Consider the following 14,342-nt stretch of genomic DNA (forward strand, 5'->3'; position numbering starts at 1 on the left):
ATTCAGCCGATGCGGCGGGCGACAACGCGGGCGGGCGATCCGTCGCCGCCCGCGATGGGGAGGGCGCCGAACATGAACTCGACCCTTTCACCCGCCAGCGCCGCATGGCCAGTCAGATGTTCGCAGATCAGAATGCCGTTTGCGAGAAGAGTGCGATGCACTGGCCAGTCGAAACCGGGTTGCCGCAGATGGTAGACAAGATCGGGCGTGGCGAAATCGCAGGCCAGCATCTTGATGCGCCGCTCCAGCAACCAGACCGCGGCTTCCGGGCTGAAACTGGGGTGCAGTTCATATTCCGGTGTGCCGAAGCGCGCGGCCCAGCCTGTGTCCACGGCCAGAATGTCGCCTTCCCGGATCAGGGGCCGGCATTGTTCCAGATCGGCGACCGAGATGATCTCGTCACAGTCCTTCTCTATGCGCCAGACCACGCCTTCGCCGCTCAGCCGGCCGGGCGGGATCGACGCCATGTCGGGGGAATGTTCGAAATAATGTAGCGGCGCGTCCACATGGGTTCCCGCGTGCGCGACCATGTGGATGTCAGTGACGTTGAACGGATCGCCGGGCAGTGAACGCAGCTTGCCGAAATGCGGTTTGGGGAAGATCGACGCGCAGGGCATGTCCGGTCCCACATCATGCGTCAGGTCGATCCATGGTCCGGTCGGCGTTACCGGCCTGTTTTCGGGCAGGTCCAGCCAGCCAAGCCAGCCACTGGGCGCCTTTGGGCATTGTTCGCACATCGGCCAAATCCTCTCACGCTTTGCGCATTTCTTTTGGGATCAGGTTTGCACCTGGAAGGGGTCGCGGTCATTTTCGGACAGGTTGATCATCACATTTTTGGTGGTCAGGAATTCGCGCATGCCTTCTTCGCCGCGCTCCCGCCCGAAGCCGCTGTCCTTGACCCCGCCAAAGGGGGTCTGCACGGCGACAGCGCGATAGGTGTTGACCCAGACCATCCCGGCGCGAAGCGCGGCGGATACGCGATGCATGCGGTTCAGGCCCTGGGTCCAGATGCCCGATGCGAGGCCGAAGCTTTGATCGTTGCCGATTGCGATGGCTTCATCCTCGGTATCGAAGGGGATGATGGACAGCACCGGTCCGAAGATTTCCTCGCGGGCGACCCGCATCTGATTATCGACGTCTGCGAAGATGGTGGGCTTCACGAACAGGCCGTCGCGCAGGATACCCTCCCGCGCCGCTTCGCCGCCGGTTATCAGGCGCGCGCCATCCTGTTTAGCGGACTCGATGAAGGACAGGATGCGGTCGAACTGCGGCTGGTTGGCGGCGGTGCCCATTTCCGTCGCCAGGTCGAGCGGATCGCCCAGGCGGATATTCTCGGCGCGCCGGGCAAGCTCCTCAACCACTGTGGCATAGACGGGACGTTGCACCAGCAGGCGCGATCCGGCGATGCAAGTCTGGCCGGTTGCTGCGAAGATGCCCGCCAAGGCGCCGACGATAGCCTTTGGCAGATCGGCGTCATCGAAAATGATGTTCGGGGATTTGCCCCCAAGTTCCAGGATGACGGGCGTGAGATTGCGGCCCGCCGCAGCCGCTATTTCCCGGCCGCCATGACTGCTGCCGGTGAAGCTGATCTTGTCGAGACCGCCGCCCTCCACGAGCGCCTTGCCGGTGCGGACGTCGCCGGTGACGACGTTGAAAACGCCTTTCGGAAAACCGGCTTCCTCGAACAGCTTGGCAAATTCCAGTGTGGTGACGGAGGCGTGCTCGGAAGGTTTCACGACCACGGTGTTGCCCGCCGCCAGCGCCGCGGGCACCTTGTTGGCAAGTAGCGCGATCGGGGAGTTCCAGGCGGTGATCACTCCGATCGCCCCCAGCGGCTCCATTGTAGCATAGTCGAATATATCGGTCCGATCGACCGGGATGACCTTGCCGAAAATCTTGTCCGCATAGCCGGCGAAGAAACGGAATACGCGGGCGCAAAAGCGCATCTGGGCGCGGGTTTCGCGAACCACCTTGCCATTGTCCGTCGATTCCAGCGTGCCGAGCCGGTCCGCGTCCCGATCGATCAGGTCGGCCAGACGGTGCATCAGCCGGGCGCGCTCGACGCCGGGTACGCCGCGCCAGCGCTTTTCGAACGCCTCGCGGGCCGCGGCAACCGCGGCGGCGACGTCGGTCTGATCGGCCTGGGCAATGGTTGCCCAGCTCTGCTGAGTGAAGGGGTTGAGGGTTGGAAAGCGCTCGTTCGATGCAGGCGGCACCCACGCGCCGCCGATATAAAGATTATAGTCCTGCTGCACCGTCACTGTGATCCTCTCGCGCCTTTTTTTCAGGAGTAACGCGTCGGAGCTATGCCCTCCAATATGTTTCTGTCTGACGAGAATAACGCATGCTTATGGTGGTGCGCCGTTCGCCATAAGCAAAGCTTCTCCTGAATATCGATTGGATATTGGCTTTCGGTCGCCGGACTTCGGATGGCTTTGGCCGAGTGGCGACCGCCGCCGGAAACCCGTCGAAGCATGGGAGAGGAAAATGACGATCTGGAAATCGCTGCGGGCCTTTGGGTGCGCATCCCTTGCGATCTGCGGACTGGGGGCAGAGGCTGCCACTGCATCGACGCTAAACGATATTTGCGGCGAATGCCGTTTCGAAAAGGTCGTGACCTGCGGCCAGTTCCTGGAAGGGATCAATTTCGACAAGAACGGCGCTGCATGGGCCGTCAGCCTGTTCAGCGGTGACATCATCAAGGTGGTCGACGGCAAATGCGTCACCAAAGCCAAGACCGGCGGCCACCCCAATGGCGCACGCTTTCACAAGGACGGGCGGCTTTTCATCACCGACAATGCGCGCGGCATTCTGGCATATAACACAGACACCGGGGCGATGACCGTGATCGCGGACAAGGTGGATGGCAAGGCGTTCATCGCCAATGACCTGGTTTTCGACGAGGCGGGCGGCATCTATGTGACTCTCGCCAACAATTCCAACTTCATCGACCGGATCGGGCGGGTCGCCTATTTCGCGCCCGGCTCCGACAAGGCGCAGATCATTGCCGACAATCTGCCCTATCCCAATGGCGTGGCGCTCACGCCGGACGGCAAGTTCGTCAACATCGGCCTTTATGGCGCCAAGACGATCATGACGATGCCTTCGGTGTCCAATGCGCAGAGCAAGCGCGGTCCCTATGTCCTTGCCCATACCGATGGCGGGATCGGACCCGACGGCATGACGATGGACAGCGATGGCAGGCTATACTGGGCGGAGTTCTTCGCCGGAGCGGTGGGCATCGCTGACACGGACGGCTTCGTGCTCGGCTATCTGAAATTGCCTGCGGGCGCTGGCCGCTGGACCACCAACCTGACCATCCATGACGGCCATCTGTATGTGACGGAGGCGGACAAGGGCGAAATCTGGCGGGTGCCTGTCACGGTCAAGCCGCAGCCATGATTTGCGCAGCCACGGAAGGCGCTTTGCTGGCATAAGATTTCGATATGCTAATGCCCGTCGATTACATTGTAATGCATGCCACCCGATCCTAACGTGCGGCATAATCACTATAGATTAATAGAGGGATGCAGCGTGGAAGCACGGGCTGGCCAGCATGAAGGGCCTTATGATTTCATCGTCGTTGGCGCGGGTTCCGCGGGATGTGCGGTCGCCAACCGCCTGTCGGAAGATGGCCGTGAACGTGTCCTGCTGATCGAGGCGGGCAGGAAAGACAGCAGCATCAACATCCACATCCCGTTGATGGTGGTGAACCTGCTCAAGGACCCCAATCACACCTGGCCGTTCATCACCGAACCGCAGACCGCGCTGAAGAACCGCACGCAGTTGTGGACGCGCGGCCGGGTGCTTGGCGGGTCCAGTTCGATCAACGGCAATGTCTATGTTCGCGGCGATCCGGCGGAATTTGATAGTTGGGAAGCGATGGGCCTGCCCGGCTGGGGCTGGTCCGACATGCTGCCCTATTTCAAGCGGATGGAAAGCTATCGGCAGGGCGATCCGGCGGTTCGCGGCCATGATGGGCCGATCGGCGTGACCAGCCTCAAGCATTTCGACAAGCTGGCCGACGCCTTTGTTGAGGCCGGATGTCAGGCGGGCTTCGATTATGTCGAGGATTATAATGACGGCCATTATGAGGGCGCGTCCTATCTGCAATATTCAACGAAGCGCGGGTTCCGCTCGTCCTCGGCGGTCGGATATCTGAAGCCCGCGCGCGGCCGCGCCAACCTTGACGTGATGGTTGATGCGCTGGTGACGCGCGTGATCATCGAGAATGGGGTGGCGACGGGCGTCGAGGTGCGGCGCGGGAACGACCTGACGCGCATCGATGCACGGAAGGAAGTGATCCTGTCGGCGGGGCCGGTGCAATCGCCCAAGCTGCTGGAACTGTCCGGGATCGGGCGCGCATCGCTGTTGCGCGAATATGGCATAGAGGTGCTGCGGGATATGCCAGCGGTGGGCGAAAATCTGCTCGATCATCCCAATACGCGCCTGACGTTCGAATGCACCAAGCCGATCACGATCAACGATGCGCTGCAGCGCCCGACCGTCAAGGTGAAGGAGGGGCTGAAATTCGCACTGTTCGGCAAGGGGCTTTTATCGATCTGTTCCGCGGTTGCGCATATCGTCATGCGCAGTTCGCCCGACGAACATCGCGCCGACCTGAAGCTGCAGCTTCAGCCATTTTCCGGCAAGGACCGCTATGCGCGGCGGCCGCAGGATGGGCTGGACGCCCATTCCGGCTTCACCATCGGGGTCATGGGGCTGCATCCGCATTCGCGCGGCTGGACCCATATCCAGTCGCCTGATCCGGTGGCATATCCCAAGATCGATCCGAAATATTGCGATGATCCGCATGATGTCGGCGTCCTGCTCGCGGGCATCAAGGCGGTCAGGAACGTCGCCTCTTTCCCCGCCATGCAGGAGATGATTGTCCGCGAAACGCGCCCCGGCGCCAGCACCAGCACCGATGAGGAAATTATCGACTATATCCGGGAAACGACGCAGACGACCTGGCATATTGTCGGCAGTTGCAAGGCGGGAACCGATGCAGAGGCGGTGGTTGATCCGCAATTGCGGGTGCGCGGCGTCGGCAATCTCCGCGTGATCGATTCCTCGATCTTCCCGACCATCCCTTCGTCCAACACCAACGCGCCGACCATAGCGTTGGGGGAACGGGGCGCAGACATCGTTCTCGCGCAGTCGCGCAATGACCGGAAGGCGGCCGCCTGATGCGTATCGAGCGGATAGAGCTTCGCGTCACCGAACTGCCCGTGCGCCTGAAGCGCACCTTTTCCAGCGGCAGTTATGATACGGGACCGGCGGATCAGCTCCTGGGCAAACCGGTGGTGCTCAAGATCCATGCCGAGGGCGTGACGGGGATCGCCCAGATCCGGCCGATCAGTCCAGGGCACTTCGTCGCCGATACCGTGCATAGCGTGATCGGCGCCATCAAGGATATTTATGGACCGCTGCTAATCGGCCGCAGGATCTGCGATCTGGAGGCGATCGATGGGCTGCTGACATCGCGCCTCGCCGGAAATCCGGCGGCGCGGGCGCTGATCGACATTGCCTTGCACGATGCGTTGGGCAAGGCGCTGGGCGTGCCCGTCCATGACCTGATCGGTGGGCGGGCGAATGCGGTGATCCCGCTGGAATGGTCCGTCAGCCTGTATGACGATCCGGCGCAGATGGTTGCCGATGCGCGGCGCGCCGTCGAGGAATTCGGCATTCGGGTGCTGTGCCTGAAGGCCGCGGGCAAGGGCGGCTGGCGCGCTGACGTCGCCAATTTTGAACTGGTCCGCAAGGCCATTGGGCCTGACATCATGATCGGCGTCGATCCCAACACAGGATGGACCGCAGCGGATACCGTTTCGGCGCTGCATGCGCTGCGCGATATGGATGTGGGCTATTGCGAACAGCCGGTCGAGCGCGCCAACCTGAAGGCCATGTCCGCGATCCGGGCGAAGGCGGGCGGTGTGCCGATCATGGCGGATGAGAGCCTGTTCACGCTGCAGGATGCGGCGCGCATCGTCGATGCGGAAGCGGCCGACGTCTTTTGCATCAAGCTCTACAAGGTTGGCGGTCTTACGCCTGCCCGCAAGATCGCCGCTGTTGGTGAAGCCCATGGGATCGGCATCAATTGCGGCGGCCTGGCCGTTGCTTCGCAGCTTGAGGCGGCCGCGGCCGCGCATTTCTGCGCTTCGGTTCCGGCGGCGCGCACTTTCGGCGCGGCGGAGTTCGTCTTTGGCGTGGGCGTCATGGGTGATGATCCGCTCATCGCGGACGGGGCCATGCGCATTGTCGACGGAGCCGTAGCTGTGCCGACAGGTCCCGGACTTGGCCTGACGGTCGATGAAGCAGCGCTGGAACGCATGACGCTCCAGAAGCTTGATGTGACGGCCTAGGCCGGCAAGGCCGGCAGGTCCCTAAAATTCATGCACTGCCCGGCGAACCCGGAGCGGCGTCAGATTGGGGGCGACCGAATGGACGAAATCGAGCAGGAAGGACCGCAGATAGGTGTTCCGGCGTAGCACGATCTTGATCGTGCTTGATGGCAGCAGGTGGGATGCGTCGCGGGCGCGAATGCCCACATCGCGTTCGGGATCATAGGTCATCGCCGCAAGGATGCCGATGCCAAGCCCCATGCCCACATACGTCTTACACACGTCGGCATCGATACCGCTCATCACGATCTTCGGCTCCAGATTGGCGTCTGAGAAGGCCTTCATCACCTTCCAGCGGCCGCTATATCGCGTGTCATAGGTGATGATCGGGTAGCGCGCGATTTCCTCCAGCGTCAGTTCGGGGACGGCGAGGATAGGGTGATCGGCCGGAGCGACGATGCAGCGATGCAGGTCGAAGCAATCGAGTTTCACAAGATTGGGGAAGTCACGCGTCGTTTCGGTGCCGATCGACAGGTCGGCGTCGCCCGCCTCGACCAATGCGCAGATTTCTTCCGGGTCTCCCTGCTTCAGCACCAGCTTGACGTCGGGATAGCGCGCCACGAATTTCTCGACCACCTTTGGCAGCACATAGCGGGCCTGGGTATGCGTCGTCGCGATGGTGAATACGCCGTGATTACCGGAATGCATGTCCTCCTTCAGCGATTTCAGCGCCGCGACATCCGTCGCGATCCGTTGTGCGATGGAAAAGACGACATTGCCCGGTTCGGTCAGGCCGATGATGCGGTTGCGGGTGCGCAGGAATATCTCGAAGCCCAGTTCCTGCTCTAGCAACTGTATCTGGCGGCTCACGCCGGGTTGGGACGTATTAAGAGCGTCTGCCGCAGCCGACAGATGATTATTCTGTCGCACGATTTCAACAACATAACGGAGCTGCTGGAGTTTCAATCGGAAATCCTCACCATAAGATTTCGGTATGGCAGAATGCTATAATATTACGTGCGCGTATAAAGCAATCCCCTAATCTGTTCCCGGTACCAGAGGCAGGCAAAGGCAAATGACCGGTTCCACCGGGCTTGCCCAGGCTCTGCCGCTGGCCGTCTTCAAGAGAGAGCGATCGCGCTTTCCTGGATCAAAGGGGTAGGAATGCCGGAACAGCAACAATCCGACTATGACGTTCTGGTGGTCGGCGGCGGCAACGCCGCGCTTTGCGCCGCCATCAGCGCGGTAAACGCCGGCTGCAGCGTGCTCGTACTGGAGCGTTCGCCGATCGAGGAGCGGGGAGGGAACTCGGCCTATACCGATGGCCTGATGCGCACAGTCTATGACAGCGCAGACGACATCCGCGCTTTCTGTCCCGATCTGACCGACGAGGAAGTCGCGATCAGCGATTTCGGCACCTATACCGAGGAGAAATTCTTCGACGATATGGGCGAGATCACCCAATATCGCACCGATCCCGACCTGTGCGAGATACTGGTCAAGGGCAGCCGCGAGACGATCCTGTGGATGCGCGACCAGGGCGTTCGCTTCTTCCCCAATTTCGGCCGTCAGGCCTATCGCGTGAATGGCCGCTTCAAATTCTGGGGCGGGGCGACAATCGCGGTGGCGAGCGGCGGTCCCGGTCTGGTGGAGGCTTTGTTCAACGCGGCCGAGAAGCGTGGCGTCGAGATACGCTATAACGCATGGGTGCGCGATCTGGTGCGCGACGAAAGCGGTATCGCTGGCGTGACGCTCATCAACGAGCAGGGAAACACCGAAACCATCGGCGCACGCGCGGTCGTGCTGGCCTGTGGCGGCTTCGAAGCCAATGCCGAATGGCGCGCGCGCTATCTGGGTCCGGGTTGGGATCTGGCCAAGGTTCGCGGATCCCGTTTCAACACTGGCGACGGACTTTCGATGGCGCTGGCGGCCGGGGCGCAGCCCTATGGCCACTGGTCGGGCTGCCATGCCGTGTCGTGGGAACGCTATGCGCAGGATTTTGGCGATCTGGCGCTTACGCCGCAATATCAGCGGCATTCCTATCCGCTCTGCATCATGGTCAATCGTGACGGAAAGCGGTTCGTCGATGAGGGCGCTGACTTCCGCAATTACACCTACGCCAAATATGGTCAGGCAGTGTTGCAACAGCCCGGCCAGGTCGCGTGGCAAGTTTATGATTCCAAAGTGAATCACCTGCTGCGCGACGAATATCGCACGCGCTACGTCACCAAGGTTGCCGCGCCGACGATCGAGGAACTGGCCGATCAGATCGGCGAGATCGACAAGGAGCAGTTCCTTGCGACGGTCAGCGAGTTCAATGCGTCGGTAAAGACCGATGTCCCGTTCGATCCCAATATCAAGGACGGGCGCGGTGCAAGCAGCAATGGCGTTGTCCGCAGCAACTGGGCCAACACCATCGATACCGGGCCGTTCGAGGCTTATGCCGTGACCTGCGGCGTGACCTTCACCTTCGGCGGCGTGAAGATTTCGACCGAGGGCGAGGTGCTGGACACCAATGGCGGCGCGATCCCCGGCCTGTTTGCGGCCGGCGAGATGGTCGGCGGCATATTCTACTTCAACTATCCGGGCGCCAGCGGCCTTACCAGCGGGGCGGTGTTCGGCCGCCTCGCGGGCGGCAGCGCCGCTGCCTACGCCAAGACCATTTCGCGGAAACCCGCGCTTTCCGTCGCCTGATCATTTTTCGAAGAAAGACCTTCCATGAACGCTCCAACAACCTTTGTCGTGCCGGGCGCCACCCGTGACATCGCCGACTTCGCCGCGAACCTGCAATATCAGGATATTCCCGACGATCTGATCCTTAACGCCAAGCAGTGCATCCGGGACAGCCTTGGCTGCGGCGTGTTCGGCGCGCCGACGCCGTGGGTGCAGTCGGTGGTCCGCACGGTGAACCTGCTCGGCCAGAAGCCGACGGCCAGCGCCTGGGGCATGAAGGTCAAGGTTGATCCGCTTGGCGCCGCCTTCATCAACGGCACGGCCGCGCAGGGCTATGAGCTTGACGACTGTCACGATCAGTCGATGTCGCATTATGGCGCGGGTGTTGTCCCGGCGGTGATCGCCAGCTCCGAAGGCGCGTTTGGCGCGTTCGACGGCAAGGACATGATCCGCGCGACCGTGGCGGGCTATGAGCTTGGTACGCGCATCGGCAACACAGTCAGCCCCTCCGCCTTCCATCGCGGTTTCCATCCCTGCGGCCTGACCAGCACATTCGGTTCGGCGGCGGCGATCGCCAAGCTTCTCGATCTGGACACTGACCAATATGTGAGCGCGCTTGGCCTCGCTGGCAGTCAGGCGGCCGGTCTGATGGCTGCGCAATTCGGTGCGATGGCCAAGCGGTTCCATTCCGGTAAGGCATCGCAGAACGGCATCATCGCCGCGCTTTGCGCCCGCGAAGGATTGACTGGCGTCCGCGACGTGCTGGAGGCTCCCTATGGCGGCTTCTGTTCCACCTACTCATCCGAATATGATCTGAGCTTCGCCACCAACGGCCTCGGCAGCGACTGGGAGATGCGGCGCAACGGCTTCAAGCGCTATTCCTCGCTCGCCAGCAGCCAGACCTCGGTCGATGCCCTGCGCGCGATCCGCGAGAAGGCCGGGATCAAGGGCGAGGATGTCGCCAAGGTGCGCATCGGCACGACCGAGATGGTCTTTGTCCATTGCGGCTGGCCCTATGTGCCCAATGGCGAGACGATCAGCGCGCAGATGAACCTGCCTTACACCGGCGCGGTGACCCTGCTGGAGGGCAACGCCTTCATCGACCAGTATACGGATGACAAGCTTACCGATCCGACGATCATTGATCTCGCCAATCGCATCGAGGTCTATGTCGACCCCGAGCTTGACGCGCGCGAGAAGCATCAGATGCGCGCGGTGCGCGTCACCGTGACCATGAAGGACGGTTCCGAACATTTCCACGAGCAGACCTATCGCAGCGGCCATTGGCGTAACCCGATGTCGGAGGAAGTGCTGAAAGAGAAGTTCCGTGACCTGGCCAGCCGTCAGTTGACCAAAGAAGCGGTCGCCGAGATCGAGCGCATCATCGACAATCTCGAAAATGAGGAAGCGCCCGCCGCCGCTCTAGGCGCCGCGCTGCAGCAGGTGCGCTGACATGACGCTTTCACAGACATTCGGCGCGTTCGCCGCACATTATCCTTCGGCCGATATGCCCGCCGCCGTGCGGGAAGCGGCCCGCTGGCACATGATCGATTCGATCGGGGTTTCCATTGCGGGCGCCAATCCCAAGGAGGAAAGCGGCAAGGCCTTCGGGCAGCTTACGGCGGACTGGGGGGCGGCGAAGGGGGCTTCGCTGTTCGGCCTGGACACGCAGGCGCGCGCCGAGCTGGCCGCGCTGGTCAACGGATCGCTGGCGCAGGCGCTGGAGATGGACGACAAGCATGGCTCCTCCCTGGCGCGGCCGGGTTCGACGGTTGTGCCGGCTGTGCTGGCGGCGGCGGAGGCGGACGGCCTGTCCCTTTCGGCGGCGATCGATGCGGCCGTGGTCGGCTATGAAGTGATGATCCGGCTTGGTTTCGTCGCGGGCGACCGCTTCCTTGAGCGCGGCTACCATACCAGTTCGTTGATCGGGTCCTTCGGCGTTGCCGCGGCCATTGGCAGGCTGCGAGGAGCGACGCCGGAACAGATCGCCGATGCAATGGGCATTGCGGGCACCTTCGCCTCCGGCATTCAGGAATCGACCCGTACGGGATCGACCTCCAAGATCCTGCACGGCGGCTGGGGCGCGCATGCCGGAATGCTGGCCATCGATCTGGCGATGGCCGGGATTACCGGACCGGATACGGTTTTTGAGGGCAAGTTCGGCTTTTTCGAAACACATCTGACGCCGATCACCGGCCAACTTGACTTCGCCCGCGCGGCGGAGGGGCTGGGCAGCCGCTGGTATCTGCCGGAAACGGCCTACAAGCCCTATCCCTGCTGTCAGCTTCTCCATGCCTTCATCGAGGCGTCGAAGCAGGTGCTGGCCGATTTCGCCCGTGACGGTGTGACGGTGAACGACATCAGCAGCGTGCATTGCCAGCTTGCGGAGCCGGGCCTGACATTGGTGACGGAGCCGCGCGACCGGAAGAAAGCGCCGCAGACGCCGCATGAGGGGCGGTTCAGCCTGTTCTTCGGCGTTGCGGCGGCGCTGGTCGATGGCGATGTCGGGCTGGAGACGTTCCTGCCCGAACGGCTGGAGGATAGCCGAATCGTGGCGCTGGCCCAGAAGATCGAGGCGTCGGTTGATCCTGAGTCCGACTATCCGGCGCATTGCCCTGCGCGGCTTACCGTCGAAGCTGCTGGGCGGACCTATTTCAAGCATGTTCCCTATCACCCCGGATCGCCGGAGGCGGCGTTGTCGCGCGCCGATGTGCTGGCGAAGTTCGAGCGCAACACGCGCTGGTATTTCGGCGGTGAGGCCGTATCCGTCGCCGAGGCGATGGGCGAGGCGTCGGAGACGGGATCGATCCTGGACATGTTGCGTCACAGCCGCCGGGCAGGGGCGCTGCGGCAGGCGTCATGAGCGCCATCGAGCGTTTCGACCGCCTGTTCATTGGCGGCGAATGGGTTGCGCCGCATGCGGGCACCCATATCGCCACCATCGACCCGTCGACAGAGGATGTCTGGGCCGAGGTTGCTTCGGCCGATGAGACCGATGTCGAGAATGCGGTCGCCGCCGCCAGAGCCGCAATGCGTGGACCGTGGGGCCGCACCGCGCCGACGCAACGAGGCGCGCTGATCGCCAAATTCGCCGATCTGGTGCGCCGGGATGCGGCCAGACTGGCGGAGATTGAAAGCCGGGACAATGGCAAGCCGCTGCGCGACACGCTGGGGGAGGTTCAGCGCGCGGCCGACTGGCTGACCTTCTTCGCCGGGGCCGCCGACAAGGTGAATGGCGACCAGATACCCTATCGGCCCGATGCGCTGGCCTATACCCGGCTGGAGCCGGTGGGCGTGGTCGTTGCGATCCTCCCGTGGAATTCCCCCATCTCGCTGGCTTCGTGGAAGCTGGGGCCGGGTTTGGCAGCCGGTAACGCCATGATCCTGAAGCCGGCCGAGCAGACCCCGGCGAGCATGGTCGCGCTTGCCGCGCTTGCGCTGGAGGCGGGCTTTCCTGCGGGCGTCATCAATGTGCTGCCCGGCGACGGCGCGGTTGGCGCTGCCTTGTCCGCGCATCCCGGCGTGGCCAAGGTCAGCTTTACCGGGTCGCATGACACGGCCATCCGCATCATGCAGAGCGGCAGCGTCAACCTGAAGCGCTGTTCGTTCGAATGCGGCGGGAAATCGCCCTTCATCGTGTTTGAGGATGCCGATTTCGACAAGGCTTTGTCGGTTGCGACGCACAGCGCGTTCCGGTCGACGGGGCAATCCTGCTCTATGGCCTCCCGCATCTTTGTGCAGCGCCCGCTCTATGAGCGCTTCGCGGCGGAACTGGCCGGTCGTGCGGCGCGGATACGCCCCGGCGCGCCGTTCGACCCCCGGACGCATATCGGGCCGCAGACGTCCGCCGAACAGCGCGATAAGACCGAAAGCTATATCGCGCTTGGGCGAGAAAGCGGGGCGAGGGTGCTGGCGGGCGGCGGGAGACCGGCGGGGCTTCCCAAGGGCTATTTTGTCGAGCCGACCGTGTTTGCAGACGCCGACAACCGGTCCAGAATTGCCCAGGAGGAGATTTTCGGTCCGGTCACTTCGGTCATGCCGTTTGACACGGAGGACGAAGCGATCGCCTTGGCCAATGACACGCGATACGGTCTCGTAGGGGGGCTGTGGACCAAGGATGTGTCGCGGGCGCACCGTGTCGCGGCGCAAATCGAGAGCGGGCTGGTTTCCGTCAACACCTTCCGTCCCGTGCACTTCATGCTGCCCTATGGCGGGTATAAGATGAGCGGGATCGGGCGGGAAAACGGCTTTGATGCGATCCGCGCCTTCACCGAGACCAAGACGGTCGTGGTGGACCTGTCAGACGCCATCCCGCCCGATCCGTTCGCGGACTGAGAGGGGCGTTCCTGACCTCTGGCCTTACCTCTGGACGTTCACGCATCAGGAAAAGGCGCGGGCGCTGAATACCGACCAGCCGGTGGCGTCGGCAAGGCGCTCCAGCGCGACGGTGCCCAGATGCGAATTGCCCGTTTCGTTGAGGCCCGGCGACCAGACGGCAATGGATGCGACGCCGGGCACGATGGCGAGGATGCCGCCGCCCACGCCCGACTTGCCGGGCATGCCGATGCGATAGGCGAAGTCGCCCGATGCGTCATAATGGCCGCAGGTCAGCATCAGCGCGCAAATGCGCCGCGCCCGCCGTTCCGACACAACGCGGCCACCGGCGGGATGCGCGCCGCCCAGCATCAGGAATCGGCCGGCGAGGGCGAGCTGGCTGCAGCTCATTTCAATCGCGCACTGGTGGAAATAGGTGCCGAGCACGAGGTCGACCGGCTGGGCGATATTGCCGAAGGCGCGCATATAATTGGCGAGGGCGATATTGCGGAAGCCGGTTTCGGTTTCCGAGCGGGCCACGGCATTGTCGACCGCGATGCTGTCATCTTCCGTCAGATAGTGGAGGAAACGGAGCTGCTCGCCAATGGCCTCGCGCGGACGATGACCGGCCAGATTGATGTCGGCAATAACTATGGCCCCTGCATTTATGAAGGGGTTACGGGGAATGCCCGCCTCCCGTTCGAGCTGTACGATCGAGTTGAATGCGCTGCCGGAGGGTTCGCGGCCGACCCGTTTCCATAGCTGATCGCCGACCTTGCCGAGAGCCAGGGTGAGGGCGAACACTTTCGAGATGGACTGGATGGAAAAGCCGGTGTCCGCGTCTCCGCCCTTCACCATGCGTCCGTCGGCGGTGGCGATGGCTATGCCGAAACGCGCCGGATCTATCTTGGCCAGCTCGGGAATATAGGATGCGACCACGCCGCGATCATCGGCGTCGCGCATCTGCCCAACGATGGTCTCGATGATTCGGGTCAGGTCCATGGCAACGGC

At 62.7% G+C, this 14,342-nt stretch carries 11 protein-coding genes; 7 read left to right on the forward strand and 4 right to left on the reverse strand.

Annotation, left to right across the window (positions count from 1 at the left end; genetic code table 11):
• Positions 1-2: 2 nt before the first annotated feature.
• Entirely contained in the window at positions 3-737 is a 735-nt protein-coding gene (locus KFK14_RS06010; protein WP_212610225.1) for a cyclase family protein, read from the reverse strand.
• 39 nt (positions 738-776) lie between these two features.
• On the reverse strand, positions 777-2,261 hold the full coding sequence (locus KFK14_RS06015; protein WP_246524919.1) for an aldehyde dehydrogenase: 1,485 nt from the start codon (positions 2,259-2,261) through the stop codon (positions 777-779).
• A 226-nt stretch (positions 2,262-2,487) separates the two neighbouring features.
• On the opposite strand from KFK14_RS06015, the gene KFK14_RS06020 reads away from it, so the two are divergent.
• From KFK14_RS06020 to KFK14_RS06030, 3 genes are all read left to right on the forward strand, one after another.
• Positions 2,488-3,402 (forward strand): SMP-30/gluconolactonase/LRE family protein, encoded by a 915-nt coding sequence (locus KFK14_RS06020; RefSeq protein WP_212610226.1) that lies wholly within the window; start codon positions 2,488-2,490, stop codon positions 3,400-3,402.
• Between the two features lie 132 nt (positions 3,403-3,534).
• Positions 3,535-5,190 (forward strand): GMC family oxidoreductase, encoded by a 1,656-nt coding sequence (locus tag KFK14_RS06025; protein ID WP_212610227.1) that lies wholly within the window; start codon positions 3,535-3,537, stop codon positions 5,188-5,190.
• On the forward strand, positions 5,190-6,365 hold the full coding sequence (locus tag KFK14_RS06030) for a mandelate racemase/muconate lactonizing enzyme family protein (protein ID WP_212610228.1): 1,176 nt from the start codon (positions 5,190-5,192) through the stop codon (positions 6,363-6,365). The genes KFK14_RS06025 and KFK14_RS06030 overlap by 1 nt, the downstream gene beginning before the upstream one ends.
• 21 nt (positions 6,366-6,386) lie before the next feature.
• On the opposite strand, the gene KFK14_RS06035 is transcribed toward KFK14_RS06030, so the two are convergent.
• Positions 6,387-7,310: a LysR substrate-binding domain-containing protein gene (locus KFK14_RS06035; RefSeq protein WP_212610229.1), complete on the reverse strand. Its 924-nt coding sequence runs from the start codon at positions 7,308-7,310 to the stop codon at positions 6,387-6,389.
• 198 nt (positions 7,311-7,508) lie between these two features.
• On the opposite strand from KFK14_RS06035, the gene tcuA reads away from it, so the two are divergent.
• From tcuA to KFK14_RS06055, 4 genes are read left to right on the forward strand one after another with little or no spacing between them, the layout of a single operon-like run.
• Positions 7,509-9,038, forward strand: a complete 1,530-nt coding sequence (gene tcuA / locus KFK14_RS06040; RefSeq protein WP_212610230.1) for an FAD-dependent tricarballylate dehydrogenase TcuA — start codon at positions 7,509-7,511, stop codon at positions 9,036-9,038.
• A 24-nt stretch (positions 9,039-9,062) separates the two neighbouring features.
• Positions 9,063-10,469 carry an MmgE/PrpD family protein gene (locus KFK14_RS06045; RefSeq protein ID WP_212610231.1) on the forward strand — a complete coding sequence of 469 codons (1,407 nt, stop codon included), beginning with the start codon at positions 9,063-9,065 and terminating at the stop codon, positions 10,467-10,469.
• A 1-nt stretch (position 10,470) separates the two neighbouring features.
• Positions 10,471-11,880, forward strand: coding sequence for an MmgE/PrpD family protein (locus KFK14_RS06050; RefSeq protein WP_212610232.1), 1,410 nt, complete (start codon positions 10,471-10,473; stop codon positions 11,878-11,880).
• Positions 11,877-13,352, forward strand: coding sequence for an aldehyde dehydrogenase family protein (locus KFK14_RS06055; protein WP_212610233.1), 1,476 nt, complete (start codon positions 11,877-11,879; stop codon positions 13,350-13,352). Before KFK14_RS06050 ends, KFK14_RS06055 begins: the two co-directional genes overlap by 4 nt.
• Before the next feature lie 45 nt (positions 13,353-13,397).
• Here KFK14_RS06055 and KFK14_RS06060 read toward each other — a convergent pair whose 3' ends face one another.
• A complete protein-coding gene (locus KFK14_RS06060) occupies positions 13,398-14,333 on the reverse strand; it encodes a glutaminase (protein WP_212610234.1) in 936 nt (311 codons plus the stop codon).
• Positions 14,334-14,342: the final 9 nt, after the last annotated feature.

It is taken from the genome of Sphingobium phenoxybenzoativorans (genome assembly GCF_018286635.1).
GTDB classification, from domain to species: domain Bacteria; phylum Pseudomonadota; class Alphaproteobacteria; order Sphingomonadales; family Sphingomonadaceae; genus Sphingobium; species Sphingobium phenoxybenzoativorans.

What these genes read in the sequence shown, in the direction of transcription:
- KFK14_RS06010 (WP_212610225.1), bottom strand. Translation starts at nt 737, where the DNA reads ATGTGCGAACAATGCCCAAAGGCGCCCAGTGGCTGGCTTGGCTGGCTG.
- KFK14_RS06020 (WP_212610226.1), top strand. Translation starts at nt 2,488, where the DNA reads ATGACGATCTGGAAATCGCTGCGGGCCTTTGGGTGCGCATCCCTTGCG.
- KFK14_RS06030 (WP_212610228.1), top strand. Translation starts at nt 5,190, where the DNA reads ATGCGTATCGAGCGGATAGAGCTTCGCGTCACCGAACTGCCCGTGCGC.
- tcuA (WP_212610230.1), top strand. Translation starts at nt 7,509, where the DNA reads ATGCCGGAACAGCAACAATCCGACTATGACGTTCTGGTGGTCGGCGGC.
- KFK14_RS06045 (WP_212610231.1), top strand. Translation starts at nt 9,063, where the DNA reads ATGAACGCTCCAACAACCTTTGTCGTGCCGGGCGCCACCCGTGACATC.
- KFK14_RS06050 (WP_212610232.1), top strand. Translation starts at nt 10,471, where the DNA reads ATGACGCTTTCACAGACATTCGGCGCGTTCGCCGCACATTATCCTTCG.
- KFK14_RS06055 (WP_212610233.1), top strand. Translation starts at nt 11,877, where the DNA reads ATGAGCGCCATCGAGCGTTTCGACCGCCTGTTCATTGGCGGCGAATGG.
- KFK14_RS06060 (WP_212610234.1), bottom strand. Translation starts at nt 14,333, where the DNA reads ATGGACCTGACCCGAATCATCGAGACCATCGTTGGGCAGATGCGCGAC.